Below are 25,654 nucleotides of genomic sequence, written 5' to 3' on the forward strand. Positions count from 1 at the left end.
TTATCGCACCCCCGGTTTTCACCAGATCGACGCTCGCTCTTGCGAGGTCCCTCGCTGCCTAAGAAGGTGAAGCGGCATCCGCGCCTCCAGCGATGATCGAATGCCCGACCATCGGCCGCTGACAGGCCACGCCCTGCCCTGTTTCCGTTCGCCCCAGCTCGGCTGGCGAGTCGGCCCGGAGGGTCGCTAGTGGGTAGGTAGTGGGCCAGCTCTGGGCCGATAAGAGGCAACGGGGTCCTCCTGGGGGCTCGCAATGGTGCGGCGACAAGAATTCGATAAATGCCTTGGCAACAAGAAGACTCCCGATGACGTTTGTTCTGACACCCGACTCAGGTTCCCTTTGTTCCTCGCCTCTGGCGGGAGGTCGCCATGCTGGCTGAGTGGCTGACGGCAAGTCTTGAGGCCGATGCGTCGTCCCCCGACCGGCCGATCAAGGGCCGGGAAGGCTCGCTAAAAGGCGGCCGCTATCGGATCGAGGGGCCAGGCCTGCTGCGCCTGATCCCGGACACCGTCGGCGCAGATGCACGCGCCTGCGTGCTGTCCGTCGGCATCCACGGCAACGAGACCGCGCCGATCGAGCTGCTGGGTGATTGCCTGGCGCGCCTGGAGGCAGGGCTTGCCTCTGTCGGTGCTCCGGTATTGGTGATCCTCGGCAACCTCGAGGCGATTCGTCGCAACACCCGCTTCGTCGAGACCAACCTTAATCGGCTGTTCCGGCGGGAACTCGACCAGCCAGGCGACGAGGCCGTCCGCGCGCGTGAGCTGATGGCCGCGGTGGATGCCTTCTTCGCCGACCACAGCCAGCTGCCAAGGCTGCACTACGACCTGCACACCGCGATCCGCGACAGCCACTACCCACGCTTCGTGGTGGACCCTTTCGCCGAGACTCGTACCGATAGCGAGCAGTGGCACTGGATGGCCGGCGCGGGCATCCAGGCGGCGCTCAAGCAGCATCAGCATAGCTGGACCTTCTCCCACTACAGCAAGCACTACCACGGCGCCCAGGCGTTTACCCTGGAACTCGGCAAGGCGTTGCCGTTCGGCCACAATGATCTCGAGCCACTTGAACCCATGGGCCGGCTGATTCAGTCGCTGATCGCCGGACAATTGCCCGAGTCGGGCGAGATCCAGCAGCTGGATGGCTTTGCGGTGGCTGTCGAAGTGTTCCGTGAAAGCGAGGACTTCGCGCTGTGCTTTGCCGATGACATTCCCAACTTCACCGAGTTCGCCCCCGGTACCGTGGTGGCGCGTGACGCCCAGGCCGGCGATACCCGTATCGGTGACGAGCCGCTCAAGGTGGTGTTCCCCAACGCCAGGGTAGAACTCGGCGCTCGAGCGGCGCTGCTGGTGCGCCCGGTGAGGCTGACATCAGCGTGAGATCGCACCTCTTTTACTTACAATAAATATATACATAACAACAACCTGGAGATAGACGCATGACAACTCCCGCCCCTATACTCGACGAAGGTCTATACCCCCTCGGATCAGCTTCGTCTGCTGCGCCGTTCCAAGCCTGTTAGAATCCCCCGTTTTTTTCGCGCCAGCCCGCGCCATCCGGCCGGCCCACCCGGCACGGCCGATTCTATCTGGAGCCCGATTCATGGCTGATACACCAATTCCGCTGGAAGTGCGCAATATCAAGAAGCGCTTTGGCAACACCGAAGTGCTCAAGGGGCTGTCTCTCGAGGCCCGCAAGGGGGACGTCATCACCCTGATCGGCGCCTCCGGCTCCGGCAAGAGCACCTTCCTGCGCTGCATGAACCTGCTTGAACAGCCCAACGAGGGCGAGCTGTTTGTCCACGGCGAACAGATCCGCTTCAAGGAAACCAAGCACGGCCGCGAGCCTGCCGACTGGAACCAGGTGGTACAGATGCGCGCCAAGCTGTCGATGGTGTTCCAGAGCTTCAACCTCTGGGCCCACATGACGCTTCTGGAGAACGTCATCGAAGCGCCTGTCCACGTGCTCAAGAAGTCGAAGAAGGAGGCCATCGAACACGCCCGCGCCCTGCTAAAGCGGGTCGGCCTGGCCGAACGCGCCGACTACTATCCGGCCCAGCTTTCCGGTGGCCAGCAGCAGCGTGGTGCCATCGCCCGGGCACTCGCCATGGACCCGGAGGTCATGCTGTTCGACGAGCCGACCTCGGCGCTGGACCCGGAGCTTGTCGGCGACGTGCTCAAGGTCATGCGTGACCTGGCCGAGGAAGGCCGCACCATGATTGTGGTAACCCACGAAATGGCCTTCGCCCGCGACGTCTCCAGTCAGGTGATCTACCTGCACCAGGGTCAGGTCGAGGAAGCGGGTCCGCCCGACCAGGTGCTGGGCAACCCCAGCTCCGAGCGACTCAAGCAATTCCTTGCACCCAAGCGCTGAGGCGGCCAGGAGAGACCCATGATTGACCTTCACGGTTACGGGCCACGCCTTCTCGAGGGGGCGCTGGTCACCATCGAACTGGCGGTGCTGTCACTGATCCTGGCCATCGGGCTTGGCCTTGTCACCGCCAGCGCCAAGATGTCGCGCAACTGGGTGGCCCACCGCCTGGGCACCCTCTATACCACCATCATCCGCGGCGTACCGGACCTGGTGCTGATGATGCTGCTGTTCTTCGGCGGCCAGATCGGCATCAACATGGTCACCGACTGGCTGTATGCCCGCTTCGGTATCGACATCTTCATCAACGTCAACGAGTTCGTCGCCGGCGTCCTGACCATCGGCCTGATCTTCGGTGCCTATATGGGCGAGACCTTCCGTGGCGCCTTTCTGGCGGTGGACAGCGGCCAGATCGAGGCAGGCCGCGCCTACGGCATGAGCCACGCCCTGGTGTTCCGCCGTATTCGCTTCCCGCAGATGATGCGCCATGCCCTGCCGGGCCTGTCCAACAACTGGATGGTGCTGTTGAAGACCACTGCCCTGGTCTCGGTAATCGGCCTGTCCGACATGGTGCGGGTCGCCGCGGAGGCCTCCAAGGCCACCCGCGAGCCCTTCCTGTTCATGATCATCGTGGCGGTCATCTATCTGCTGATCGCCAGCGTCTCGGAGTGGTTCTTCGCCAGACTGCAGAAGCGCTACGACGTCGGCTTCGGAGGGCATGACTGATGGATTCACTGCTTGCCTCAATCGAAGCACTGCTGGCCGACAACACCATCTTCACCCTCGACACCCTGTCGTACTACGGTGAGGGCCTGACCACCACGGTCCAGCTGGTGTTCCTGTCATTGATCGTCGGCCTGATCGCCGCGGTGCCACTGGCCATTGGCCGAGGTTCCAAGCGCCGCTGGATCAAGATGCCGATCTTCTTCTACACCTATGTATTCCGCGGCACGCCGCTGCTGGTGCAGCTCTACCTGATCTACTACGGCGTGGTGTTCGTCGAGGGCATCCAGGACACCTGGCTATGGGTACTGCTGGAGAAGCCGTTCTTCCCGGCGCTGGTGGCGTTCTCGTTGAACACCGCGGCCTACACCACCGAGATCTTCCATGGTGCGATCAAGGCCACCCCGCGTGGCGAGATCGAGGCGGCCAGGGCCTACGGCATGCGCTACTCGCTGATGATGCGCCGCATCGTGCTGCCCAGCGCCTTCCGCCGGGCGCTGCCGGCCTACGGCAACGAGGTGATCTTCATGCTCCACGCCAGCGCCATCGCCAGCGTAGTGACCATCATGGACCTGACCGGTGCGGCTCGCTTCGTCTATGCCCGCTACTACGCGCCCTTTGACGCCTTCCTGTTCGTGGCGGCGATCTACCTGTGCCTGACCTTCGCCATCCTGTACCTGTTCCGCTATCTGGAAAAGCGCCTGCTGGCCCACTTGAAGCCGGCCTCCGGTTAAGCCGTCGTGACGCCGGAGGCCACCGCCTCCGGCGCCGTCGCGCTATCGTCAAACAAGCGTTGGGAACTGGCGTTTCATTTCTGCCGCCCTGCCCTTCCTGAGAGGGCCCCGATTCGCTAAGGTGATGGTATGCGTCCACAAGACGCCCTCCCATCGCATCAACACCCGCTTATCAATAACAAGGTTTTCCTATATGACACTGCGCAAGCTCTTTACCGCTGGCCTGATCGGCACCGCGGTTCTCGCTTCTACCGCCCAGGCCGAGGTTCGTGACATCCGCATCGGCGTCGATGTGCCCTACGAGCCGATGGAATACCGCACCCCCGACGGCGAGCTGACCGGCTTCGACATCGATCTGGGTAACGCTCTTTGTGCTGAAGTCGGCATCCAGTGCGAGTGGGTGGTTCAGGGCTGGGACGGCATCATCCCCGGCCTGATGGCGCGCAAGTACGACGCCATCATGTCCTCCATGACCATCAACGACGAGCGTCGTGAGCAGGTGCTGTTCTCCGACCCCTACTTCACCCCGCCGTCCGCCTGGTTCGCCCCGACCGACCTGGAGATGGGCAACCCTGACGTCGAGTCCCTCGAGGGTCTGACCATCGGCGTGCAGCGTGGCACCCTGCAGGACAACTACGTCACCGACCTGTACGGCGACGTGGCCGATGTCAGCCGCTACGCCACCGCCGACGACCTGGTGCTGGACATGGACTCCGGCCGCGTCGACATCGGCTTCCTCGACTATCCGGTCGGCAAGTCGACCCTGCTGGACAGCGAGGCAGGCGACTACAAGGTGGTCGGTGAGCAGATCACCGAGCCCAAGGAGTACTTCGGTGACGGCTTCGGCATCGCCTTCCGTCAGCGTGACGAGGACCTGGCCAAGGCCTTCAACGAGGCGCTCGCCACCCTGAAGGACAACGGCACCTACGAAGAGATTCATGCCAAGTACTTTGCTGAATAAGTCTTTGCTGAATAAGCATCTTGCTGAAGCAACAAGTCCTGCCCGAGCCAACGCCTCGAGCAGGCACCGCGCCGGACCCTCTTGGGTCCGGTGTCACCACCGGCACTCGCTGGAACACTTGCTGGCAATCTTGCTGTAGCACTCGCTAGAACACTCGATAGCACCTTGAAGCGACAGGACATCTTCGTGCCCCTGACCCGGCTCCCCATCTTCGCAGAGTCCCTTCCCCGGCCGCCCTGGCTGGATGGCTTTGCCCTGAGTGAATGGTTCGACGAATAGCGTCCCCGGCGTATACTCCAACGCCTTGAAAGTTCTGCTTGTTCGCCCTCCCCTGGCGACATTCCCCTGTGTGTAGGCAGCTCCCTGCTGATGCATCGCTGCAGGGGTCATATGCTGTGGTTATTCACTCTTGTCCAAGGAAGTCCCCATGAATCGTTCTCCCCTGCTGCTCGCCTCCGCCCTGTCCGCGCTGATGATCGGCGCAGGCCCAGCACTCGCCGATGAGCCGCTTCGCCTGGCCGTCGATGTGCCCTACGAACCCTTCGAGTACAAGACCGCCGACGGTACCCTGACCGGCTTCGAGATCGACCTGGGCAACGCCGTCTGCGAGCGCCTCGAGATCCAGTGCACCTGGGTCGAGCAGCCCTGGGACGGCATGATCCCGGCGCTGATGGCGCGCAAGTTCGACGCCATCATGTCGTCCATGGCGATCACCGAGGAACGCAGCCGCCAGGTGCTGTTTTCCGAGCCCTACTACACCACCCCGAGCGCCTGGATCACGCCGCGCGGCCGCGACATCGACATCGCCGACAAGGCCAGCCTCGAAGGCCTGAGCGTCGGCGTGCAGCGCGCCACCCTGCAGGATCGCTACGTCACCGACCTGTACGGCGATGTGCTCGAAGTGCGCCGCTACGCCAGTGCCGACGACGTGGTCGCCGACCTGCGTGCCGGCCGCCTGGACCTGACCTTCATGGACTATCCGATCGCCGAGGCGATGATCGACATCGATACCGAACAGAGCGACTTCGTGCGCATCAGCGACTTCATCAAGGAGCCCGAGACCTACTTCGGCCAGGGCGTCGGCGTGGCCTTCCGCAAGCGCGACCGTGAACTCGCCGAGCGTTTCAACGAGGCCCTGGCCGAGCTCAAGTCAGACGGCACCTACGACGAGATCATGAACGAGTACTTCAGCTACGACGTCAAACTGTGAACGTTGCCCTTTATCGTTCAGGCCGGCCTGCCCCAGGGCCGGCCCTGTCTCGGGAGCCGCCATGCTGACCCTTCTGAAGAATGCCCGCCTCTACGCCCCTGCCGCGATGGGCCTGAAGCACCTGCTGATCACCGACCGCCGCATCGCGGCGGTGCTGGAGCCCGAGGCCAGCGTCGATGAACACTTTCCCGGCCTCGAGGTACACGACCTCGAGGGCCGGCGGGTCATCCCTGGCCTGGTCGATCCGCTGGTGCACATGACCGGCGGTGGTGGCGAAGGCGGCTTTGGCACCCGCACCCCCGAGCTCCGCCTCGAGGATGCCATCGCCTCCGGCGTCACCACCCTGGTGGGGGCGCTCGGCACCGACGCTCTGACCCGCACGCCGGCCAACCTGCTCGGCAAGGTACGCGAGCTCGCCGCCGGCGGCCTGAGCTGCTACGCCTACACCGGCTCCTACCAGCTGCCGCCGGTGACCCTGACCGGCTCGGTGGCCGAGGATATCGTCCATATCCCCGAGTTCATCGGCGTCGGTGAGGTCGCCATCAGCGACCATCGCGGCTCCCAGCCCAGCGCCCATGAGCTTGCTCGGCTGGCCTCCGAGAGCCGCACCGCAGGAATGCTCGCCGGCAAGTCCGGGATCGTCTTCATCCACACCGGCGACGCCGAAGGTGGCCTGGAGATCCTGCGTGAGGTAGCACGCACCACGGCCTTGCCCATCGCCCAGTTCATGCCGACCCACATCAACCGCACCGCGGCGCTGTTCGAGGATGGCCTGCGCTTCGCCCGGGACGGCGGGCGGATCGACTTCACCACCAGCACCACGCAGGAGCTTCTGGCCGACGGCGAGGTGCCTGCGTCAGAAGCCGCCGCCAGGGCGCTCAAGGCCCGCGTCGACCCTTCGCGCATCAGCCTGTCCTCCGACGCCAACGCTTCCCTGCCCCGCTTTGACGCCGAGGGGCGATTCGTCGGCCTCGAGGCTGGCCGCCTGGACAGCCTGTTCGAGGTACTGGGCGAGTGCGTCAACGACCACGGCATCGCCCTGGAGGTCGCCGTGGGCCTCGCCAGCACCCACGCCGCAGACGCCCTCGGGCTCAAGCGCAAGGGACGTCTGGCGGTCGGTCAGGACGCCGACCTGCTGGTGCTCGGCGACGATGACTGGGCCATCGACCAGGTCTGGGCGCTGGGCCAATGCCTGCATCGGCGTGACACGAATCGTTAGGCGTGTAAGGATCTCTCCATCACCACGACTGATTACGGTCCCGCAAGCTGGCGTGTAACCTTGAGGGCAAGCCATCGCGCCGAGCCTGCGTCTCCCCCACCCACGAGGAGAGCCCATGAAAACCTATGAAAAGTCACCCGAGGCCATCGCCCGACTGAACCGCGAGCAGTATCGGGTCACCCAGGAAAGCGGCACCGAGCGTCCCGGCACCGGGGAGCACCTGCACAACCAGGAGCCCGGCATCTACGTGGACATCGTCTCTGGCGAGCCGCTGTTCGCCTCGTCGGACAAGTACGAGTCCGGCTGTGGCTGGCCCAGCTTCACCAAGCCGATCGAGCCGGCCTACGTCAACGAGCTGGTGGATTCGTCTCATGGCATGATCCGCACCGAGGTGCGCTCATCCCACGGTGACAGCCACCTGGGTCACGTCTTCAACGACGGCCCCAGGGACAAGGGAGGCATGCGCTACTGCATCAACTCGGCGTCGCTCAGGTTCATCCATCGCGATGACATGGAAGCCGAGGGCTACGGCGAATATCTGAATCAAGTCGAGGAGGTCTGAACATGGCACAACAACGCGCAGTTCTCGCAGGCGGATGCTTCTGGGGCATGCAGGATCTGATTCGCCAGTTGCCAGGGGTCGAGTACACCCGGGTCGGCTACACCGGTGGCGACGTGCAGAACGCCACCTATCGTAACCACGGCACCCACGCCGAGGGTATCGAGATCCTGTTCGATCCCGACGTGATCAGCTATCGCAAGCTGCTGGAGTACTTCTTCCAGATCCATGATCCGACCACGCCCAATCGTCAGGGCAACGACCGTGGCATGTCCTACCGCTCGGCCATCTACTACGTGGATGAAGAGCAGAAGCGTGAAGCGCTCGACACCATCGCCGACGTGGAAGCCTCGGGTCTGTGGCCCGGCAAGGTGGTCACCGAGGTCGAGCCGGTGGGGGATTTCTGGGAGGCCGAACCCGAGCACCAGGACTACCTGCAGCGCATTCCCCACGGCTACACCTGCCACTTCCCGCGCAAGGACTGGGTACTGCCCAGGCGCACCGAAGAGGCCTGATGCGCGTCGTCTGACAACGTCAACCAGGCCATCGCATCACGGCACCCACCAGCGCCGCCCCTCGGGGCGGCGCTGTCGTGTCCGGCTCCTGGTGTCCTGTCCGGGCTCTCTGCAAGGGGAGACGCGGGCTTGCGCCAGCCGGGCTCAACGCCGCGGATGGACGCCACCGACGTGGGCATGCTCCAGCGTCTCGGGGGGATCGACCGGCTGGGACAGTTCATTGAGGATGCCGCACTCGCCGACCTTGCCCTGACCTGCGCAGCGACGGCGCAGGCCTTCCAGTTCGACCTTGAGCCTGGAGAGCTGAGCGATCCTCTGCTCGACGTGCCCCAGGTGCGCCTCGATCAGGGCGTCGGCCTCATCGCAGGGCTGCTCGGGATCGTCCTGACAGACCAGCAGCGCGCGGATCTCGTCCAGCGTCATGTCCAGGGCGCGGCAGTGACGGATAAAGTCCAGGCGCTCGGCGTGGGCCTCACGATAGAGTCGATAGTTGCCCTCGCTGCGCGCAGGCTCGGGCAGTAGGCCCTCGCGCTCGTAGTAGCGCACCGTCTCCACCTTGACCCCGCTGCGTCTTGCCAGCTCGCCGATCTTCATGGGTTTTCCTCTCGCCAAACGTCCGTCCATTCTGGCCAGGCATCGACTGTCTCGTGCCAGCCCTTGACCCTATAGTGACTACAGGGTGTCAACTCTGACTCAGAGACCCGAGTGGAGTTCCCAGGATGGTAGATTCCCCCAAGATGGCAGATTCCCCTGAAGAGCGCAGCGCGAAAAGTACGAGCAAGGCCGGCTGCTGCGCTTTCGATGCAGTATCCCGAACTGAGCCCCAGGCCAAATCCGAAACCAGAAGCGAGACCAGGCCGGCGGCCAGCACCTGCTGCGGGGCAGCCGAGACTGCCGACACCCCACAGAGCAGCGAAGCGTCCCCTTCGGCCAGTCGTCTTGCGCTGACCATCGACGAGATGTGCTGCCCCACCGAAGAAGGCGTGCTCAGAAAGGCGCTGGCCGATCTTCCCGGGGTCGAGGCACTGAGCTTCCAGCTGATGCAGCGTCGTCTGGTCGTCCATCACCACGGTGTCGATCGCGACGCCTTGGCCGCCCGTGTCCGCGACACCGGCATGACGCCTCGCTTCGAGGATGACCAAGCCGATGATTCCCGCAGCACCACGACGACGCCCTGGGGGCGCCTCGCGCTGGCCGGCATTCTGGCCCTGGGCGCCGAGGCCATCGGCTGGCTCGGGCTGACCGCAGGCTTGCTTACGCCGCTGCTGGCCATGGTCGCCATCGCCCTGGTCGGCATTCCCACCTGGAAAAAGGGCCTTGTGGCGCTGCGCCACGGCACCCTCAACATCAATGCGCTGATGAGCGTGGCGGTAACCGGCGCCATGCTGATCGGCCACTGGGCCGAGGCGGCCATGGTGATCGTGCTGTTCACCCTGGCCGAGCACCTCGAGGCCAGGTCGCTTGCACGCGCGCGCCAGGCCATCTCAGGACTGCTCGACCTGGCCCCACCCAGGGCACGGGTGCTGGATGAAGGAGAGTCTGGCACCGGCGAGTGGCGCGAGATCGACGCTGACGACGTCGCCATCGGTGATCTGGTCAGGGTACACGCCGGCGAGCGTCTGGCGCTGGACGGCGAGATCGTGCGCGGTGACCCTAGCCTGGATGAGGCGCCGATCACCGGCGAGAGCCTGCCGCGTGATCGCTCCCTCGGCGAGAGCGTCTACGCCGGCTCCATCAACCTGGCCGGCGACTTCGATTACCGCGTCACCCGGCGGGCCAATGACACCACCCTGGCGCGCATCATCCACGCGGTGGAAGAAGCCCAGTCCCGTCGCGCGCCTACGCAGCGCATCATCGATCGCTTCGCCGCCATCTACACCCCGGTGGTGTTCGTGCTGGCCGGGCTGGTCGCGCTGGGCTGGCCACTGCTCGGCCTCGGCCCCTGGCTCGACGGGGTCTACCGCGCCCTGGTGCTGCTGGTCATCGCCTGCCCCTGCGCGCTGGTGATCTCCACCCCGGTAACGGTGGTCAGCGGCCTCGGTGCCGCCGCACGCCAGGGTATCCTGATCAAGGGCGGGGTCTTTCTCGAGCAGGCCACCCGACTCACCCACCTGGCGCTGGACAAGACCGGCACCCTGACCGAGGGCAAGCCACGGCTGGTGCGCTCAGCTGCGCTCGGTGACAGCAGCGACGCCGAGGGACAGCGCCTGGCCCTCGCCCTGGCGGAGCGCTCCAACCATCCGGTGTCCCGCGCCCTGGTGCAGGGGCTGGGCTCTCAGCCTGCTTCTCAGCCCGCGGTCTCACTGGAAGGTGTCGAGGAGCGCGGCGGTCGTGGTCTGGTGGCAAGCGAGGCCGATAGCGGTGCGACAGTGTGGCTCGGCAACGCCCGCCTGGCCGGCGAGATGGGGGTCAGCCAGGCCCAGCTGAACAGTGAGGACAGTGACGCCGACAACGACGACGCCGGTATCGTCTGGCTGGGGCGCGACGATCGGCTGCTGGCCTACTTCGCGGTCAGGGACGCCCTGCGCAGCACCAGCCGCCAAGCCATCGAGCGCCTGCATCGCCAGGGGGTGAGCGTCAGCATGCTCAGCGGCGACGCCCAGGCCAGGGTCGATGCCATCGCTCGTGAAGCCGGCATCGACGAGGCCTACGGTGAACTGTTGCCGGAGGACAAGCTGGCGCGCCTGGACGCGCTGTCCCGCCGCGGTGTGTGCGCCATGGTCGGCGACGGCATCAACGACGCCCCGGCGCTGGCCCGGGCCGACATCGGCATCGCCATGGGCGCGGCAGGCAGCGACGTAGCTATCGAAACCGCCGATATCGCGCTGATGAACGACGACCCGGCCAGCCTGCCAAGGCTGATCGACCTGGCCCGCAGCACCCGCCGCCTGCTGGTGCAGAACATCGCCCTGGCGCTCGGCATCAAGGCGGTATTCCTGGCCCTGGCGCTGACCGGCCACGCCACCCTGTGGATGGCGGTGTTTGCCGACCTGGGCTCGAGCCTGCTGGTCGTCGGCAACGGACTGAGGATACTCAGACAGCGGTTTGATGGTTGATAGGCAAAGAGGGAGCACCTGAGCCTGGCTCTTCTGGCGAAGGCAGCTCCCATACTCCCGACCAACACCACAGCGCGCCTAGTTGCCATGCAATCAGGTGACTACGATGAATGCACTGAATGCAGTGGGAGACACTACCTATGGCCATGCTGACGGTTCGCAACCTTCCCGACGAGGTACATCGCGCCCTGCGCATCCGTGCGGCTCGACACGGTCATAGCATGGAGGCGGAGGTACGCGAGATCCTCGAGACGGCGGTATCGCCCGAGGGCAAGGTCAAGCTGGGTTCGTTGCTGGCCGATCTTGGCAAGCAGGCCAGGCTGAGCGACAGCGAATTTGCCGTGTTCGAGCAGGCCCGCGACAAGACGCCTGCTCGACCGGTGAGTCCATAACCCGACGCGCCATCACGGTATCCCTTGCGACGAGTCGAACTGGGAGAAGGTGTCCCATACCGACATACGATCAAAGTCCTCCGGCACGCTGAACTGGCCATCAAGAAAGCCAAGCCGCCTCTGGTGCTCGGGCTCTGGTCTTTCGATGGAGGTAACCCGAACCACCGGCTTGCCCGCCATTGCAATGAAGCATCCTTCTCCCTGACGGACTCGCTCGACGAGCTGTACCAATTGCGTGCTGGCTTCTTCGATGTCAAAGGATCGCATGCTCTTCCCCCCGCCTGGTCACGACAAACTGCCTGCGACATGAGACAAGCGTATAGCCGTATTCAGCTTGCTGCAGTCATCGTCACTCCTCCCTGACCGCCATCGCCTCGCGCATGAAGCGCAGTATCCACTCGGCCATCACGCCGTCGTCGATGCGTCCGGCTAGCGAGGCCTGGCCTGGCGTGTCCGCCAGCTATTTGGCGGCCAGACCTCAATCGCTACCATGTTCTCGAATATACTGTTTCAGGGCCTGGTCGATGCGGCGCTGCCAGCCATCACCGCCCTGCTTGAAGTGGTCAATGACGTCCCGAGACAGACGGATCGACGTCTTCACCTTCGTCGGCGTTCGTTGCGCCCCCCGCTGTCCGATGGCCCGTTTGAGGTTTGCAGGCAACACCTCATCCATGGGGCGCATACGTTCGATATCCTCATCGGTGAGTTCCCGGACCTCACCTGTCCTGTCCGTGAGTCGCCTTGTCATAGCGCCGCACCTCCCGAGCGTTGGCCTTTCTCAAGCTGATGACGCGAATTCCACCTTCAATCGGCGTGAAGCACACCACGTGGGCCCGCTGACCGATCATCCCGATGGCAACAAACCGACGCTCCGGGTAATCGTTGCGCTTGTCTTCGGTCAGTAGCGCCCCTTCCCAATCGAAATGAGACACCTCGCTGAAGGGCAGGCCGCGCTCTCTGGCATTCCAAGCGCTCTTCCCCGGATTGAAGTCGATGATCATGCTTTAAATGTATGGACAAAAAAAGGCCAAGAAGGTTCGTTCTCCCACTACGCACTCGTTGCCGAAACTAATGCTTGCCAGGTGCCTTGGCTGCCACCACCAAATAATGGCCTCCATCTTGCGTCTCGTCACCCCTCCCTGACCGCCATCGCCTCGCGCATGAAGCGCAGTATCCACTCGGCCATCACGCCGTCGTCGATGCGTCCGGCCAGCGAGGCCTGGCCCTGGCGTACCCGTTCTTCCCCGACCAGGCCCTGGCGCAGTCGCATCAGGTCGCGGGAGTAGTCGGGGCGAAACTCGGGGTGGCCCTGGACGCCAAGAAAGCAGCGGCCGACGCGGATCAGGTAGTGGGGGCAGAAGCCGCTGCCGCCCAGGGTCGAGGCGCCTTCGGGCAGCGCCTCGACCTGATCCTGGTGGCTGACCAGCAGGTCGAGGTCATGCTGCCAGGGGGTCATCCAGGGCTCGCGCTCGCCGACCCGATTGTTGGAAAGCCCCACGCCCCAGCCCTTGGGACTCTTGATCACCTCGCCGCCCAACGCCTTGACGATCAACTGATGGCCGAAGCACACCCCCACCAGCGGCTTCTCGGCGCGATAGAGCGCGCGCACGAAGTCCTCGAGCCGGGCGATCCAGGCGTGGCCGTCGTTGACCCCGAACTTCGAGCCGGTGGTCAGCCAGGCGTCCACTGCCTCGACGTCATCGGGAATCTCGCCGTCCAGGCAACGGTAGACCTGCCACTCGAGGCTGACCCCCAGGGAAAAGGCCGCCGGCGCCAGCAGCGCCTCGAACATGGCCGGATAGTTGCCGTGGGCGTCGATCAGCTCCGGCGCCACGTCGTCGCACTGCAGTAGACCGATTCGCATGATGTTCTCCATCACCAGTACTCCCTTGACGCTGGCCGGCCACCTTGCCAGAGACGACCCGGGCGCCGCCAGGGCTACGTCATCGGGCGGGGCCGGGCGCTATACCAACGCTATACCAAGCGCTATAGCCGGCCCTGCTGGGCCGCCAGGAAGATGCGTTGATAATCCTCGGCCGTAAAGGCGATGGGATTGCTGGCCGCGGACGGGTCGACCACCGCCATTTCGCCGATCTTCACCGCCTCGGCGTCGTCGATGCCGATGGCCGCCAGGTCGTGGGGGATCGCGAGCCGCTCGCGCAGCTCGAGCACCCAGTCGATGGCACTTGAGGTGCCCGGCTGGCGAATATCGAGATAGCGACACAGGCGCACCATGGGCTCACCGATGGCGCGCTCGTTGGCCTTGAGCACATAGGGCATCAGGATGGCGTTCAAGGTGCCATGGTGGGCGTCGTACAGCGCCCCCAGTGGATGGGCCAGGGCATGCATGGCGCCGAGCCCCCGCTGGAAGGCGGTGGCGCCCATGCTCGATGCCACCAGCATGTTGAGCCGGGCCTCCAGGTCGTCGCCATGGGCGTAGGCCCGGGGCAGATAGTCACGGACCCGGCGCATGCCCTCCACCGCGATACCCTCGGCCATGGGGTGATAGCCCGGCGCGCACCAGGCCTCCAGACAGTGGGACAGGGCATCCATACCGGTGGCGGCGGTGACCGCAGGGGGCAGGCCCACGGTCAGGGTCGGGTCCAGGATCACCCGGGCCGGCACCATGCCGGGGTGGAAGATGATGCGCTTGACCCGCTCGGCCTCGTCGGTGATCACCGAGGCGCGTCCCACCTCCGAGCCGGTACCGGCGGTGGTCGGCACCGCCACCAGCGGCACGATGGCGTCGCCGTCGGCGTTCTTCCAGTTGTCGCCGACATCCTCCAGCGACCACAGCGACAGGCCGTCGCGCTGATTGGCCATCAGCGCCACCGCCTTGGCCGCGTCGAGTCCGGAGCCTCCGCCGAAGGCGATCACGCCGTCGTGTTCCCCCTGGCGGAAGGCATCGACGCCGGCGATGACGTTGGCACCGGTGGGATTGCCCTTGATCTCGGCAAACAGCCCCGCCCTGAGTCCTTCGCCGGCGCAGTGATCGAGCACTTCGCGCACCATCGGCAGCGCCGCGAGCCCCGGATCGGTGATCAACAACGGCGCCGTCATGCCAAGCTCTCGGCACTGCGCTGGCAGATCACGAATTCGACCGGCGCCGGTGAGGATGGCCGAGGGGTAGTTCCAGCTGGTGGTGTAGCGGCTGATATCGCTCATGGTTGCCTCAGGCGTGTTTCAGGTGGAAGGACTTGGGCCGGGTCAGGCTGTCGAAGCCGAGCCGCGACAGCGAGCAGCCGCGCCCCGAATGCTTGACGCCGGTCCAGGCCAGCTCCGGGTCCAGATAGTCGCAGCGGTTGACGAAGGCGGTGCCGACCTGAAGCCGTGCGGCCAGCGCTTCGCCGGTGGCCAGGTCGCGGGTGAAGACCGCCCCGGTCAGGCCGAACTCGGAGTCATTCATCAAGGCGATGGCCTCGTCATCGCCGTCCACCGCCATCACCCCGACCACCGGGCCGAAGCTCTCCTCGCGCATCACCGCCATGCTGTGGTCGACCCCGGTCAACAGCTGTGGCGCCAGATAGGCGCTGCCGGGGCGCGACAGCGGATAGTCGCCGGGGTCGATCCAGGCGCGGGCGCCGGCGGCCACTGCCGCCTCCACCTGGCCCCGTACGAAGTCGGCGGCGGCGGGCTTGACCACCGGCCCCAGGCTGGTAGACGGGTCGCAGGGGTTGCCGAGCCTGAGCTGCTTCAGCCAGGCCACCGCCCTTTCGACGAAGTCATCGAAGATGGCGCGCTCGACGTAGATCCGCTCGATGCCACAGCAGCTCTGGCCCGAGTTGAAGAAGGCGCCGTCCATCACCCCTTCCACCGCGCTGTCCAGGTCGACGTCGGCACGCACATAGGCGGCGTCCTTGCCGCCGAGTTCCAGCGCCGTGGCGATAAAGCGCCCGGCGGTGGCGGCTTCGACGGTGCGACCACCGCCCACCGAGCCGGTGAAGGACACATGGTCGATGCGAGGGTCACCCATCAGGGTCTCGGTGGCCTGGTGGCTCAGATGCAGGTACTGGAACACCCCCTCGGGGATACCCGCCTCTCGGGCGGCCTCGACCATGCGCTCGGCACACAGCGGGGTCTGGGCGGAGTGCTTGAGAATCACCGCATTGCCGGCGAGGATCGCCGGCAATGCGGCGTTCACCGCGGTCATGTAGGGGAAGTTCCAGGGCGCGACGATCAGCGAGACGCCCAGCGGTTCGTGGCGGATATAGCGGGTAAAGCCGGGCTTGTCGGCCAGGCGCAGCGGCGCGAGCGCCTCAGGCGCCATGGCGATCATTGCCCGGGCGCGCTCCTCGAAGCCGCCGATTTCCCCGCTGCCCTGAGAAATGGGCCGGCCCATCTGCCAGCACAGCTCCTCGGCGTGCTGATCGCGCCGGGCGACGAAGGCGTCCACCATTGCGCTGCACAGGCGGCAGCGCTCGGCGACGTCACGCTCGCGCCAGTCCTGCTGGGCCTCGACCGCGCGGACCAGGGCCGTTTCGATCTCGGCCGCGCCGGCCTGCTCGCGCTCCACGTACACCGAGCCGTCCACCGGCGATATCGTCTGTTGAATGGCCATGCAGTTCTCTCGTCTGTCGGTTGGCGGGATGCCGGGCATCCGCGTCAGATGATCTCGATACCGGGCATCCGCGTCAGATAATCTCGAAATAGCGATCGAGCTCCCAGTCGGTGATATGCCGACGGAATTCGCGCTCCTCCCACTCCCGGGTGGCGGCAAAGTGCTCGACGAAGTCGTCGCCGAAAAGCCCGCGCGCAGGCGTCGATGCCTTGAGCCGCTGGGCCGCCTCCCACAGGGTTCGCGGCAGCGCCTGGTGCTCGGGATGGTCGAGCTCGTAGGCGTTGCCGGTAACCGCGGTATCGGGCTCGAGCCCCTGCTCGATGCCATAAAGGCCGGCACCGATGGCCGCGGCCAGCGCCAGGTAGGGATTGGCGTCGGCGCTGCCGAGCCGGTATTCGACCCGCTGGGACTTGGCGCTGCCGGGGATCACGCGCAGGGCGGTGGTGCGATTCTCGACGCCCCAGGTGGCGTCCGTCGGCGCCCAGAAGCCGGGAATCAGCCGGGTGTAGCTGTTGATGGTGGGGGCGAACATGGCCAGAAACTCCGGCATCAGCCGCTGCTGGCCGGCGACGAAGTGACGCTGGATGGCGCTCATGGAGTGCTCGGCGTCGGAGTCGTAGAAGGCCGACTCGCCGCTCTCGAGGTGCTTCATCGACAGGTGGATATGGCCGCTCTGGCCGGGATAGTCCGGCGACCACTTGGCCATGAAGGTGGCCATCAGGCCGCGTCGCTGGGCCCACACCTTGGTGAAGGTCTTGAACAGCGCCGCCTTGTCGCCGGCGGCCAGCGCCTCGTCGACGCCGATGGCGGCCTCGAGCACGCCTGGCCCGGTCTCGGTGTGCAGCCCCTCGATGGGGAAGTCCATGCGCTGGGACAGCTCCAGCAGCTCGTGGTAGAGCTCGGCATGCACCGAACTCCTGAGCATGGAGTAGCCCATCATGTCCGGGGTCAGCGGGCGCAGGTTGCGAAAGCCCTTCTCGCGCACCGATTCCGGCGTCTCCTGGAACATGAAGAATTCATACTCCAGCGAGCCGTGAACCGAGAAGCCCATCTCGGCGGCCCGGCCCAGCACCCGCCGTAGCAGGCCACGCGGACAGATCGCCTCGGCCCGCTCGGTGAATTCGGCCATGAACAGCAGCATGTCGCCTTCGAAGGGTACCTCGCGACAGCTCTCCGGCAGCACGCGCAACTGGGCGTCGGGATAGCCGGTGTGCCAGCCGGTGTAGCGCGTGTTGTCGTACAGCTCGTCCTTGCTGTCCCAGCCCAGCACCACGTCGCAGAAGGCGAAGCCGCCGTCGAGGGCGGCAAAGAACTTGTCGCGGTGCATGTACTTGCCGACCATCACCCCGTCCAGATCGAGAAAGCCGATCTTGACGTGGGAGAGGTTGCGCGCCTCGACCACCCGGCGGGCGTCATCCGCCGTGCGCACGTCCCTGGGATTGAGTCCTGACATCGATCACCCTCCTCATGGGCGAAGGAACAAGGGCGAAGAAACAACGGGCCGACCTTGATTGCCGGGCCGGCCCGCAACGCCCGATATCTACCGAGAGTGTCAGCTGTAGCGGTAGGGAGGTCCCGCCTGCTGCATGGTCTGACGATAGTCCTTGAGGATCTGCACCACCTTGGCGTTGCGCTCGCTCTGGCCTGCGATCTCGTCCCAGAAGCTCAGCGCCTCGTCCTCGATGGTCTGCCACTCGCTTTCCGGGATCGAGGTCAGCTCCAGCTTGCCGCCCTGGGTGCGGTAGTGGGCCTCGCCCCACCAGTACCAGTGCTGACGATAGTAGTGAGAGCTGTCCATGCACATTCTGAACAGCGTCTTCAGGTGATCCGGCAGCTCGTTCCAGCGCTCGCTGTTGGCGAAGTAGGAGCCGGCCCAAGCGCCGGAAATATTGTTGGTCAGGTAGTAGCTGGAGACGTCCGCCCAGCCCACGGTGTAGGCCTCGGTGATGCCGGCCCAGGCGATGCCGTCGAGTTCGCGGGTCTGCATGGCGACCTCGATGTCCTCCCACGGCAGGGTCACCGGCACCACCCCGAAGCGGGTCAGGAAGCGCCCGGCGGTGGGGAAGGTGAAGACCCGTTTGCCCTCCAGGTCCTTGATGCTGCGGATCGGCTCCCGGGTGACAAAGTTGCAGGGGTCCCAGCTGCCGGAGCCGAGCCAGGTCACTCCCTCGATCTCGCCGTAGGCCTCCTCCCAGATTTCCTTGAGGCCGTAGTGGTTGAACAGGGTCGGCACGTCCAGGCTGTAGCGCGAGGCGAACGGGAAGTAGCCGCCGAACACCGAGACATCGACCGGAGCATTGATCGAGTCGTCGTCGCTCTGTACCGCATCGATGGTGCCCCGCTGCATCGCCCGAAACAGCTCGCCGGTGGGCACCAGCTGGTCGGAGAAGTACAGCTCGATCTCCATCTCGCCGTTGGCGGCCTTGTTGAAGGCCTCGATGGAGGGCTTGATCACGTGCTCCGCCAGGGCTGGTCCTGCGTAGGTCTGCAGTCGCCAGCGGATCGGCGTCTTCGACTGGGCGTGGACGTAGGGGGCGGCCAGGGTGCCCGCCCCCACGGTGGCGGCGGTGGCGACACCGGCCTTCTTGAGGAAGTCGCGACGATTGGTCATCCGTTCTCTCCCGTTTTCGTTGTTGTTGCCTGACGTTGCGTCCGTAAAGGACGCCTGTGGTCGTCTTCTCCTGCCTTCTTTAAAGCTCCTTGCTTCACATCCCTGCCTGCCGGGCCAAGACCGCGACAGTCTTGCCTCAGTAGTCCCTGAACAGACCCGGCAGCCATAGCGCCAGCTCGGGAAAGGCGGTGATCAGCGCAAGCCCCGCCAGCATGATGGCGACGAACGGCCAGACGCTGCGGTAGATGTCGCCGAGACTGATCTCCGGCGGGGCCATGGCGCGCATCAGAAAGAGGTTGTAGCCAAACGGTGGGGTCATGTAGGCGATCTGCACGGTGATGGTGTAGAGCACCCCGTACCAGATCGGGTCGAAGCCCAGGGTGATCACCAGCGGCACGTACAGCGGCGCCACGATCACCAGCATGGCGGTGTCGTCGAGGAACATGCCGAGCAGAATGTAGGACAGCTGCATCATCACCAGGATCTGCCAGGGGGTGAGGCCGAACTGGTCGAGGAATACCGACTCGATGGCGCGCACCGCGCCGAGACCGTCGAACACCGCGCCAAAGCACAGCGCCGCCAGGATGATCCACATGAACATGCAGGTGATGCCGAGCGAGCGGCGCACCGTGGTCTCGATCACCGCCAGCGTCAGACGGCGCTTGAACGCCGCCGCCAGGGTTGCCGACAGCGCCCCCACCGCGGCGCTCTCGACCAGGCTGGTGACGCCCATCACGAACAGCCCGGTCATGAAGAAGAAGATCGCCAGCGGCATGATGCCCGCGCGCAGAAGCTTCAGCTTGTCGGCGGTGGACAGGTTGCGCTCCTCCGGCGGCAGCGCCGGGCCCAGGCTCGGCTGCAGGCGACAACGCACCACGATGTAGATGACGAACATCGCCGCCAGGATCAACCCGGGGATGGCGCCGGCCAGCCACAGCTGGCTGACCGGCTGTCGCGCGATCATGCCGTAGAGCACCAGCACCACGCTGGGCGGCACCAGGATGCCAAGCGAGCTTCCGGCCTGAATCACCCCGGTGACCATGATCTTGTCATAGCCCCGGCGCAGCAGTTCCGGCAGGGCGATGGTGGCACCGATGGCCATGCCGGCCACACTCAGTCCATTCATCGCCGAGACCACCACCATCAGGCCGATGGTACCCACGGCGAGCCCGCCCTTGAGCCCGCCCATCCATACGTGGAACATCTCGTAGAGTTCGGAGGCGATGCCCGACTCCGACAGCATGTAGCCCATGAAGATGAACAAAGGCAGGGTCAACAGCGGATACCAGTTCATCAACTGGATGGCAGCGCTGAACGGCATCTCCATGCCGCCATCGCCCCACAGCAAAAGCGCCGCCGCCGCGCCGACGAAGCCGATGACGCCGAACACCCGCTGTCCGGTCAACAGCAGCAACATCATCGAAGAGAACATCGTCAGCGCGATCATTTCATAGCTCATCGATCGCCCTCCGTCCCTGGCTCTGGCTTAGAAACAGCAACATCATCGACGCTCTCGACAAGGGCAGCATAAGCGCGATCATTTCATAGCTCATCGATCGCCCTCCCCGTCCTTCCGTTCCTTCCCTTCCCTGCCGTCCTTCTCCCCCTCGGTCTGCTCGAGCGGGTGTCCTCTCAGCACGGCGATATCCTTGAACAGGGTCGAGAGGCACTGGGCGAGCATCAGCGCCACCCCCAGGGTCATGATGATCTTGATCGGCGCCAGCGGCGGCGCCCAGGAGCTGTAGTTGGTCTCGCCGTACTTGATCGCGTAGCTGGTGCTGGAGATGCCGCCGGCCAGCAGGGTGGCGAGGAACACCAGCAACAGCAGCATGGTCAGGACGTCGCTCATGGCCTTGGCCCGTGGCGACAGTCGGGTATAGAAGAGATCCATGCGCACATGGTCGTCGAGCTGCATGGAGTAGGCGCCGCCCAACAGAAAGTAGGCGACCATCAGGAACTGAGAGACCTCGACGCCCCAGATCAACGGCCGATCAAACAGGGTGCGCGAGAGCGAGGCGTAGAGCAGGACCCCGATCATCACGAAGATCAGGTACATGACGATACGACCGATACGCCGATTGAATCGGTCCACGTAGCGGACGTAGAGACGAATGGCTGCCGGCATGGGCGCTCCCGGACACAAGAGGAATCTCCTGAGTCTTGGCCCAGCCTGGCCGGACGTGCCAGTTGCATCGACTTCAACGACGTGATGACTATCGAAGCTTTCGATACTGCTCAAGCAAAGTGCAGAGAAAAGCAGCCACTGCACCGAAACGGGCCGTCACCGGAACGACCGGTGGGCAGCAGTGGCGATCTGCTGCTCACCCGAGGACGAGAACGGCGGCGACAGCAGCGAAACTGGCCATCGCCGAGAAGGTTCTCAGACGGAAGTGACGATCTGCTCCTCGACCCAGGGCAGCTCCTCGGTGAGCGTGGCACGAAAGTCGCCGTCCAGCAGGCGGCGGGCGTCCCGCGCCAGCTGCCCGGGCAAGCCACCGAGTTCGTCGCGCCTGGCGACCAGCGTCAACGAGCGCTTGAGCGGCGCCAGCGGCAGCGCTTCGATGCGCACCCTTAGCTGATCGAGCCCCGCCTGATACAGGCACAACGGGGTCGTCACGGTAAAGCCGACGCCGTCGCTCACCGCCTTGAGCAAGGCGCAGGTGTTGTCCAGGTGCAGCCGCGCCGGCAGCTCCACACCGGCCAGGCGCAGGTGGCGCTCGATACTCTGGCCGATCAGCGACTGTGGCACGTAGCGCACGAAGTCGAGCTGACGCGATAGCCAGCGCAGATTGTCAGCAGGCCCCGTCCAACTCGCCGGCAACACCAGCACAAAGGGCTCGTCCAGCACCCTGTGACGCTCCAGGCCGTCGTAGTTTTCCAGCCGATCGTCGGAGATGATCACGTCCACGTGCCGGGTCAGCAGCGAGTGGCCGTGCATGTGCGAAAGCCCGGTGGTCAGGGTGTAGTCACGGGTGTGGCGGCGGATGACATCGATCAGCGGCTTGCCCACGGCGGTGGCCAGCGAATCCACCAGCGCCAGGCGCATCTGATGCAATTGACCGAAGGCGCCGGTGATCAGTTCGCGGCGGGTATCCCGGGCCTCGCCCAGCAGACGGCGGGCACGGTCATAAAAGAAGCGTCCGGCGCTGGTGGGTTCCAGCGGCCGCGAGCGGCGCTCGAACAGCGCCAGCCCCAGGCTCTCTTCGAGGGTCGCCAGACAATGCGACACCGACGACTGGGTCAGGCCGAGCGCCTCGGCGGCGGCGCTCTGGCTACCGCGTTCCAGGGTCTCGACGAAGATTTCCATACTGCGCAGGTCGAAGCCGAAGCCATTCTTCATGGCGTCTCCTCGGTGGTGATGTTGTTATTGTCTCGGCGCTGTTGTCGGCTCTTGCAGGGGCTGTCGCAGAGATCCTTGACCCGGTGCTGATCCTGGTCGGTGTCGAAGCTCTACTCTGACTCCTGCGGAACTTGTCGGCCCGGCACAAGTCTACCCTGGCAAGCCGAACAACAGGGAAGTCCGATGACCTACGTCGCCAGCGCCAGCTACCACGAACGACCGTCCTCCCACTGGACCGGCTGGGGCCAGTGGATCGCGCTTGTCACCATGACCCTGGACCACCTGGCACGCTACCTGGCCACCGATGCCTGGCACCTTGGCTGGGTCGACTCGAGCGTGGGCCGTATCGCCTTTCCGCTGTTCGCCGGCATGGTCGCCTGGCACGGGCTGTTCAATACCCGTGATCCGCTGCGCTACGCGCGCCGGGTGATGATCATCGGTCTGCTGGCCCAGTTACCCTACCAACTGATGCCCCGCGAGGCGCTGTTTCAGCTCAACATCTGCTTTACCCTGGCGCTCGGGCTGATGGCCGGCCACTGGCTTGAGCAACTGACCCGGCGACAGGAGGCCGGAGAGCTCGGCCATGTACGCCTGGCGCTGGAGACCCTCGGCGTGGCAACCGGCTGGTACTTTGCCGGCTTCTGGGTCGAATACGGCCACCATGGCCTGTTGCTGGTGCCGTTTTTCATGCTTGGCATGGGCCAACTCCATCGTACCGACGACGCCCTGCTCTCGCGCCTGCTGGCGGTGGTCGGCTGCCTGCCGCTGCTGCTGGTGGCAGGCATGATGAACAGCTCCGACATGGCCAAGTCGGTGACCGTGGCCACGGTCCTGGCGGTGCTGCTGCTGGCCGCTGGTGCTCACCGGCTATGCCGCGCGCCCGGCATCGTCATGCCGCGGCGGATGTGGCTCGCGTGGTATCCGGCCCACTTCGCGGTGATCGCCGCCATTCTGTTGTGGACCGGCAACGCCCAGGTCATGTAACGGCACCGGCAACGGTCAAAGAACCCGCCAAGGTGGCTCGCCTGCTCTTGATACCCCCAGGCCCACTTCGCGGTGATCGCCGCCATCCTGCTGTGGACCGGCAACGCCCAGATAATGTGAACCCGCCAAGGTGGCTCGCCTGCTCTTGGTACCCCCAGGCCCACTTCGCGGTGATCGCCGCCATTCTGCTGTGGACCGGTAACGCCCAGATAATGTGACAACACCGGCCACATGGCAGATCGGGATCGCCTTGACTCGCTAGGCGCCCTGCGCCGGCAGCGCGAAGCGGCTTCTCTGTTCCATCAAGAAGACCTTGAAGGCCTGCCAGGCCGGGCTGCGGTAGCGGTCCGGATGCCACACCAGCGAGAAGTGGCGGGTCAGCGGCAAGTCATGTAACAGCGCCAGCAACTCCCCTCGCTCGAGCTCTCCCCGCACGCTCAGGTGCGACAGGCAACCCAGTCCCAGGCCCGCCGCCACAGCCTGCTTGATCGCCTCGTGCTGCCCCAGCTCCATGCGTACCTTGAGCCTCGGCACCCGGGGCAGCACCGCCGCCTCGAGCACCTCCCGGCTGCCGGAGCCGATCTCGCGCAGGATCCACGACTGCTCGACCAGATCAGCATCCTCGACCCGGCCCTTGGCCACCAGCGGATGCCCGGGCGCGCAGACGATCACCATATGGTCTTCGCACCACACTTCGCTGGCGAGTCCCGGCTCGTGACAGCGCCCCTCGATCATCCCCAGGTCGGCGTCGAAGCGCTGTACCTCGGAGATCACCTCGCCGGTATTGCGCAGTCGCAGGCGCAGGTCGACCCCCGGATGCAGTCCGCCGAACTCCCCAGCCAGCGGCGGCAACAGATAGGTACCGATGGTGGCGCTGGCGGAGATCGCCAGGCTGCCGTGGAGCTCGTCTCCCGGTTCCTCGGCGGCGGCGATCAGCTCGCCCAGATCATCCAGCAGCTGTTCGGCGCGCGGCAGCAGCCGATGGCCCATGTCGTTCAGGCCAAGCCGCCGCCCCGGGCGTTCGAACAGGGTGACACCAAGTTGACGCTCCAGGTCCGCCAGCGCCTGGCTGGTCGCCGACTGGGACAGGCTCAGTTGCCTGGCCGCGGCGCTGACGGTTCCCAGCCGGGCCACCGCCACGAAGACCTCGAGCTGGCGCAGGGTGATATGGGAGCGGGTGGGACTGTCTGGCGAGAAACTCATCACGGTGCTCGACGGTTGCAGGGAAGATGGCGGGGAAACGACAATGGCTCCTATATCGGCTCAGCTTATAACAGGTTTCGTTATTACACGATAATCATCTGATATATCCACGCCTAGAATCTCCCTATCGAAGCGACGCCTCAGGCTCCACCCAGACGAGCCGGTAGCGGCGATACCCTGACACGAAGAGGAGATCCGCCCATGTGGCAAGGACTTGCGCTATGCGCACTATTGACGCTGGCCGGGCAGGCCATCAGCCGACTGCCCGGTATCGCCGACGCAGGCGTGAGTCCGCTGGTGTTCGCCCTGCTGCTGGGCATCGTGGTCGGCAATCTGCCGCTCAAGCGCACCGTCGAGGGCGCCCAGCCGGGGCTCGCCTTCGCTACCCGCTGGCTGCTGCGCGGCGGCATCGTGCTGTTCGGCCTGTCGCTGACCTTTGCTCAGGTGGTCGGGCTCGGGCCCAAGGTGCTGCTGCTGGACGCGCTGATCATCACCGCGGTACTGCTGGTCGGCTACCAGATCGGCACCCGGGTGCTCGGCATGGATCGCGAGACCACCCTGCTGACCAGTGCCGGCAGCGCCATCTGCGGCGCCGCTGCGGTGCTCGCCACCGAGTCGACCATTCGCTCGAAGCCGGCAGCAGCGTCCATGGCGGTGGCCACGGTGGTGCTGTTCGGCTCCCTGGCCATGCTGACCTACCCGCTGCTGTATCCGTGGCTGGGCATGGACGAGGGACTGTTCGGGGTCTATATCGGCGCTACCGTGCATGAGGTGGCCCAGGTGGTCGCCGCCGGCGACGCCGTCGGCCCGGATGCCCTGGCCAACGCGGTCATCGTCAAGCTGGTGCGGGTGATGCTGCTGGTGCCCTTCCTGCTGGTGGTCGGCCAATGGTGGCTGCGTCAGCCGACCCAGGAAGGCGCCGAGGCAGGCGGTCAGGGCGCACACAAGGCCAAGCTGGTGATCCCCTGGTTTGCCCTCGGCTTTATCGCCATGGTCGGCGTCAACAGCGTCATCACCCTGCCCGCACCGCTGCACTCGGGCCTGGTGCTGGCCGGCCAGATCGCCCTGACCATGGCCATGGCCGCGCTTGGCATCAACACCCGGATGTCGCGCCTCAAGGCGCTCGGCGTGAAGCCCTTTCTGCTCGCCCTGATCCTGTTTGTGCTGCTGGTGGTCGGTGGCGGAATGGCCAGTGCCCTGCTGATGGGCTGACCGGATCGA

General features: G+C 65.2%; 26 protein-coding genes. 13 read left to right on the forward strand and 13 right to left on the reverse strand.

Going from position 1 to position 25,654, the window contains the following annotated elements; genetic code table 11:
* The first annotated feature begins 369 nt into the window (after nucleotides 1-369).
* From EBB56_RS05740 to msrA, 9 genes are all read left to right on the forward strand, one after another.
* Nucleotides 370-1,377 (forward strand): succinylglutamate desuccinylase, encoded by a 1,008-nt coding sequence (locus EBB56_RS05740; protein ID WP_045992791.1) that lies wholly within the window; start codon nucleotides 370-372, stop codon nucleotides 1,375-1,377.
* A 223-nt stretch (nucleotides 1,378-1,600) separates the two neighbouring features.
* Nucleotides 1,601-2,371, forward strand: a complete 771-nt coding sequence (locus EBB56_RS05745) for an ABC transporter ATP-binding protein (RefSeq protein ID WP_045992792.1) — start codon at nucleotides 1,601-1,603, stop codon at nucleotides 2,369-2,371.
* A gap of 18 nt (nucleotides 2,372-2,389) precedes the next feature.
* Entirely contained in the window at nucleotides 2,390-3,094 is a 705-nt protein-coding gene (locus tag EBB56_RS05750; protein ID WP_045992793.1) for an ABC transporter permease, read from the forward strand.
* Entirely contained in the window at nucleotides 3,094-3,825 is a 732-nt protein-coding gene (locus EBB56_RS05755) for an ABC transporter permease (RefSeq protein WP_108132404.1), read from the forward strand. Before EBB56_RS05750 ends, EBB56_RS05755 begins: the two co-directional genes overlap by 1 nt.
* Before the next feature lie 193 nt (nucleotides 3,826-4,018).
* Nucleotides 4,019-4,786: a transporter substrate-binding domain-containing protein gene (locus EBB56_RS05760; RefSeq protein WP_371931862.1), complete on the forward strand. Its 768-nt coding sequence runs from the start codon at nucleotides 4,019-4,021 to the stop codon at nucleotides 4,784-4,786.
* 427 nt (nucleotides 4,787-5,213) lie between these two features.
* The gene (locus tag EBB56_RS05765; protein ID WP_083970403.1) at nucleotides 5,214-5,996 is read left to right on the forward strand and encodes a transporter substrate-binding domain-containing protein; all 783 of its coding nucleotides are present in this window, start codon (nucleotides 5,214-5,216) and stop codon (nucleotides 5,994-5,996) included.
* A 61-nt stretch (nucleotides 5,997-6,057) separates the two neighbouring features.
* Nucleotides 6,058-7,215 (forward strand): beta-aspartyl-peptidase, encoded by a 1,158-nt coding sequence (gene iadA, locus EBB56_RS05770; protein WP_108132403.1) that lies wholly within the window; start codon nucleotides 6,058-6,060, stop codon nucleotides 7,213-7,215.
* 115 nt (nucleotides 7,216-7,330) lie between these two features.
* Nucleotides 7,331-7,777, forward strand: coding sequence for a peptide-methionine (R)-S-oxide reductase MsrB (gene msrB, locus EBB56_RS05775; protein WP_045992796.1), 447 nt, complete (start codon nucleotides 7,331-7,333; stop codon nucleotides 7,775-7,777).
* A 2-nt stretch (nucleotides 7,778-7,779) separates the two neighbouring features.
* Nucleotides 7,780-8,289 carry a peptide-methionine (S)-S-oxide reductase MsrA gene (msrA, locus tag EBB56_RS05780; RefSeq protein ID WP_045992797.1) on the forward strand — a complete coding sequence of 170 codons (510 nt, stop codon included), beginning with the start codon at nucleotides 7,780-7,782 and terminating at the stop codon, nucleotides 8,287-8,289.
* A 144-nt stretch (nucleotides 8,290-8,433) separates the two neighbouring features.
* On the opposite strand, the gene cadR is transcribed toward msrA, so the two are convergent.
* Nucleotides 8,434-8,883, reverse strand: a complete 450-nt coding sequence (cadR, locus tag EBB56_RS05785) for a Cd(II)/Pb(II)-responsive transcriptional regulator (RefSeq protein ID WP_124803318.1) — start codon at nucleotides 8,881-8,883, stop codon at nucleotides 8,434-8,436.
* 125 nt (nucleotides 8,884-9,008) lie between these two features.
* On the opposite strand from cadR, the gene EBB56_RS05790 reads away from it, so the two are divergent.
* Together EBB56_RS05790 and EBB56_RS05795 are read left to right on the forward strand one after the other, a co-directional pair.
* Nucleotides 9,009-11,345: a cation-translocating P-type ATPase gene (locus tag EBB56_RS05790; RefSeq protein WP_260425298.1), complete on the forward strand. Its 2,337-nt coding sequence runs from the start codon at nucleotides 9,009-9,011 to the stop codon at nucleotides 11,343-11,345.
* Between the two features lie 140 nt (nucleotides 11,346-11,485).
* Nucleotides 11,486-11,737: a FitA-like ribbon-helix-helix domain-containing protein gene (locus EBB56_RS05795; protein ID WP_124803320.1), complete on the forward strand. Its 252-nt coding sequence runs from the start codon at nucleotides 11,486-11,488 to the stop codon at nucleotides 11,735-11,737.
* A 12-nt stretch (nucleotides 11,738-11,749) separates the two neighbouring features.
* On the opposite strand, the gene EBB56_RS05800 is transcribed toward EBB56_RS05795, so the two are convergent.
* From EBB56_RS05800 to EBB56_RS05850, 11 genes are all read right to left on the reverse strand, one after another.
* The gene (locus tag EBB56_RS05800) at nucleotides 11,750-12,004 is read right to left on the reverse strand and encodes a type II toxin-antitoxin system Phd/YefM family antitoxin (RefSeq protein WP_124803322.1); all 255 of its coding nucleotides are present in this window, start codon (nucleotides 12,002-12,004) and stop codon (nucleotides 11,750-11,752) included.
* A gap of 211 nt (nucleotides 12,005-12,215) precedes the next feature.
* On the reverse strand, nucleotides 12,216-12,485 hold the full coding sequence (locus EBB56_RS05805) for a BrnA antitoxin family protein (protein ID WP_108132401.1): 270 nt from the start codon (nucleotides 12,483-12,485) through the stop codon (nucleotides 12,216-12,218).
* Entirely contained in the window at nucleotides 12,454-12,738 is a 285-nt protein-coding gene (locus EBB56_RS05810) for a BrnT family toxin (RefSeq protein ID WP_124803324.1), read from the reverse strand. Before EBB56_RS05810 ends, EBB56_RS05805 begins: the two co-directional genes overlap by 32 nt.
* A 128-nt stretch (nucleotides 12,739-12,866) precedes the next feature.
* Complete coding sequence (locus EBB56_RS05815; RefSeq protein WP_045992838.1) at nucleotides 12,867-13,601, reverse strand: glutamine amidotransferase-related protein; 735 nt, start codon at nucleotides 13,599-13,601, stop codon at nucleotides 12,867-12,869.
* A gap of 122 nt (nucleotides 13,602-13,723) precedes the next feature.
* Nucleotides 13,724-14,902, reverse strand: coding sequence for an iron-containing alcohol dehydrogenase (locus tag EBB56_RS05820; protein WP_185696393.1), 1,179 nt, complete (start codon nucleotides 14,900-14,902; stop codon nucleotides 13,724-13,726).
* A 7-nt stretch (nucleotides 14,903-14,909) separates the two neighbouring features.
* Complete coding sequence (locus EBB56_RS05825) at nucleotides 14,910-16,295, reverse strand: aldehyde dehydrogenase family protein (RefSeq protein WP_124803326.1); 1,386 nt, start codon at nucleotides 16,293-16,295, stop codon at nucleotides 14,910-14,912.
* A 73-nt stretch (nucleotides 16,296-16,368) separates the two neighbouring features.
* Nucleotides 16,369-17,748, reverse strand: coding sequence for a glutamine synthetase family protein (locus tag EBB56_RS05830; protein WP_124803328.1), 1,380 nt, complete (start codon nucleotides 17,746-17,748; stop codon nucleotides 16,369-16,371).
* A 99-nt stretch (nucleotides 17,749-17,847) separates the two neighbouring features.
* Entirely contained in the window at nucleotides 17,848-18,906 is a 1,059-nt protein-coding gene (locus tag EBB56_RS05835) for a twin-arginine translocation signal domain-containing protein (protein ID WP_045992803.1), read from the reverse strand.
* Nucleotides 18,907-19,042: 136 nt separating this feature from the next.
* Nucleotides 19,043-20,365: a TRAP transporter large permease subunit gene (locus tag EBB56_RS05840; RefSeq protein ID WP_045992804.1), complete on the reverse strand. Its 1,323-nt coding sequence runs from the start codon at nucleotides 20,363-20,365 to the stop codon at nucleotides 19,043-19,045.
* A 90-nt stretch (nucleotides 20,366-20,455) separates the two neighbouring features.
* Nucleotides 20,456-21,031: a TRAP transporter small permease subunit gene (locus EBB56_RS05845; protein WP_124803330.1), complete on the reverse strand. Its 576-nt coding sequence runs from the start codon at nucleotides 21,029-21,031 to the stop codon at nucleotides 20,456-20,458.
* A 255-nt stretch (nucleotides 21,032-21,286) separates the two neighbouring features.
* Nucleotides 21,287-22,246 carry a LysR family transcriptional regulator gene (locus tag EBB56_RS05850; protein ID WP_045992806.1) on the reverse strand — a complete coding sequence of 320 codons (960 nt, stop codon included), beginning with the start codon at nucleotides 22,244-22,246 and terminating at the stop codon, nucleotides 21,287-21,289.
* Between the two features lie 183 nt (nucleotides 22,247-22,429).
* Between EBB56_RS05850 and EBB56_RS05855 the strand changes: the two genes are divergently transcribed.
* Entirely contained in the window at nucleotides 22,430-23,230 is an 801-nt protein-coding gene (locus tag EBB56_RS05855; RefSeq protein ID WP_124803332.1) for a TraX family protein, read from the forward strand.
* A 258-nt stretch (nucleotides 23,231-23,488) separates the two neighbouring features.
* On the opposite strand, the gene EBB56_RS05860 is transcribed toward EBB56_RS05855, so the two are convergent.
* Nucleotides 23,489-24,433, reverse strand: coding sequence for a LysR substrate-binding domain-containing protein (locus EBB56_RS05860; protein ID WP_124803334.1), 945 nt, complete (start codon nucleotides 24,431-24,433; stop codon nucleotides 23,489-23,491).
* A 201-nt stretch (nucleotides 24,434-24,634) separates the two neighbouring features.
* On the opposite strand from EBB56_RS05860, the gene EBB56_RS05865 reads away from it, so the two are divergent.
* Complete coding sequence (locus tag EBB56_RS05865) at nucleotides 24,635-25,645, forward strand: YeiH family protein (RefSeq protein WP_124803336.1); 1,011 nt, start codon at nucleotides 24,635-24,637, stop codon at nucleotides 25,643-25,645.
* The last annotated feature ends 9 nt before the right edge of the window (nucleotides 25,646-25,654 follow it).

Origin of the sequence: Halomonas sp. YLB-10 (assembly GCF_003856855.1) — a bacterium.
Taxonomy (GTDB): Bacteria; Pseudomonadota; Gammaproteobacteria; order Pseudomonadales; family Halomonadaceae; genus Halomonas; species Halomonas litopenaei.

Excerpts from the sequence above, each read along its gene's own strand:
- EBB56_RS05740 (WP_045992791.1), top strand. The coding sequence starts at position 370 with ATGCTGGCTGAGTGGCTGACGGCAAGTCTTGAGGCCGATGCGTCGTCC.
- EBB56_RS05745 (WP_045992792.1), top strand. The coding sequence starts at position 1,601 with ATGGCTGATACACCAATTCCGCTGGAAGTGCGCAATATCAAGAAGCGC.
- EBB56_RS05750 (WP_045992793.1), top strand. The coding sequence starts at position 2,390 with ATGATTGACCTTCACGGTTACGGGCCACGCCTTCTCGAGGGGGCGCTG.
- EBB56_RS05755 (WP_108132404.1), top strand. The coding sequence starts at position 3,094 with ATGGATTCACTGCTTGCCTCAATCGAAGCACTGCTGGCCGACAACACC.
- EBB56_RS05760 (WP_371931862.1), top strand. The coding sequence starts at position 4,019 with ATGACACTGCGCAAGCTCTTTACCGCTGGCCTGATCGGCACCGCGGTT.
- EBB56_RS05765 (WP_083970403.1), top strand. The coding sequence starts at position 5,214 with ATGAATCGTTCTCCCCTGCTGCTCGCCTCCGCCCTGTCCGCGCTGATG.
- iadA (WP_108132403.1), top strand. The coding sequence starts at position 6,058 with ATGCTGACCCTTCTGAAGAATGCCCGCCTCTACGCCCCTGCCGCGATG.
- msrB (WP_045992796.1), top strand. The coding sequence starts at position 7,331 with ATGAAAACCTATGAAAAGTCACCCGAGGCCATCGCCCGACTGAACCGC.
- msrA (WP_045992797.1), top strand. The coding sequence starts at position 7,780 with ATGGCACAACAACGCGCAGTTCTCGCAGGCGGATGCTTCTGGGGCATG.
- cadR (WP_124803318.1), bottom strand. The coding sequence starts at position 8,883 with ATGAAGATCGGCGAGCTGGCAAGACGCAGCGGGGTCAAGGTGGAGACG.
- EBB56_RS05790 (WP_260425298.1), top strand. The coding sequence starts at position 9,009 with ATGGTAGATTCCCCCAAGATGGCAGATTCCCCTGAAGAGCGCAGCGCG.
- EBB56_RS05795 (WP_124803320.1), top strand. The coding sequence starts at position 11,486 with ATGGCCATGCTGACGGTTCGCAACCTTCCCGACGAGGTACATCGCGCC.
- EBB56_RS05800 (WP_124803322.1), bottom strand. The coding sequence starts at position 12,004 with ATGCGATCCTTTGACATCGAAGAAGCCAGCACGCAATTGGTACAGCTC.
- EBB56_RS05805 (WP_108132401.1), bottom strand. The coding sequence starts at position 12,485 with ATGACAAGGCGACTCACGGACAGGACAGGTGAGGTCCGGGAACTCACC.
- EBB56_RS05810 (WP_124803324.1), bottom strand. The coding sequence starts at position 12,738 with ATGATCATCGACTTCAATCCGGGGAAGAGCGCTTGGAATGCCAGAGAG.
- EBB56_RS05815 (WP_045992838.1), bottom strand. The coding sequence starts at position 13,601 with ATGCGAATCGGTCTACTGCAGTGCGACGACGTGGCGCCGGAGCTGATC.
- EBB56_RS05820 (WP_185696393.1), bottom strand. The coding sequence starts at position 14,902 with ATGAGCGATATCAGCCGCTACACCACCAGCTGGAACTACCCCTCGGCC.
- EBB56_RS05825 (WP_124803326.1), bottom strand. The coding sequence starts at position 16,295 with ATGGCCATTCAACAGACGATATCGCCGGTGGACGGCTCGGTGTACGTG.
- EBB56_RS05830 (WP_124803328.1), bottom strand. The coding sequence starts at position 17,748 with ATGTCAGGACTCAATCCCAGGGACGTGCGCACGGCGGATGACGCCCGC.
- EBB56_RS05835 (WP_045992803.1), bottom strand. The coding sequence starts at position 18,906 with ATGACCAATCGTCGCGACTTCCTCAAGAAGGCCGGTGTCGCCACCGCC.
- EBB56_RS05840 (WP_045992804.1), bottom strand. The coding sequence starts at position 20,365 with ATGAGCTATGAAATGATCGCGCTGACGATGTTCTCTTCGATGATGTTG.
- EBB56_RS05845 (WP_124803330.1), bottom strand. The coding sequence starts at position 21,031 with ATGCCGGCAGCCATTCGTCTCTACGTCCGCTACGTGGACCGATTCAAT.
- EBB56_RS05850 (WP_045992806.1), bottom strand. The coding sequence starts at position 22,246 with ATGAAGAATGGCTTCGGCTTCGACCTGCGCAGTATGGAAATCTTCGTC.
- EBB56_RS05855 (WP_124803332.1), top strand. The coding sequence starts at position 22,430 with ATGACCTACGTCGCCAGCGCCAGCTACCACGAACGACCGTCCTCCCAC.
- EBB56_RS05860 (WP_124803334.1), bottom strand. The coding sequence starts at position 24,433 with ATGAGTTTCTCGCCAGACAGTCCCACCCGCTCCCATATCACCCTGCGC.
- EBB56_RS05865 (WP_124803336.1), top strand. The coding sequence starts at position 24,635 with ATGTGGCAAGGACTTGCGCTATGCGCACTATTGACGCTGGCCGGGCAG.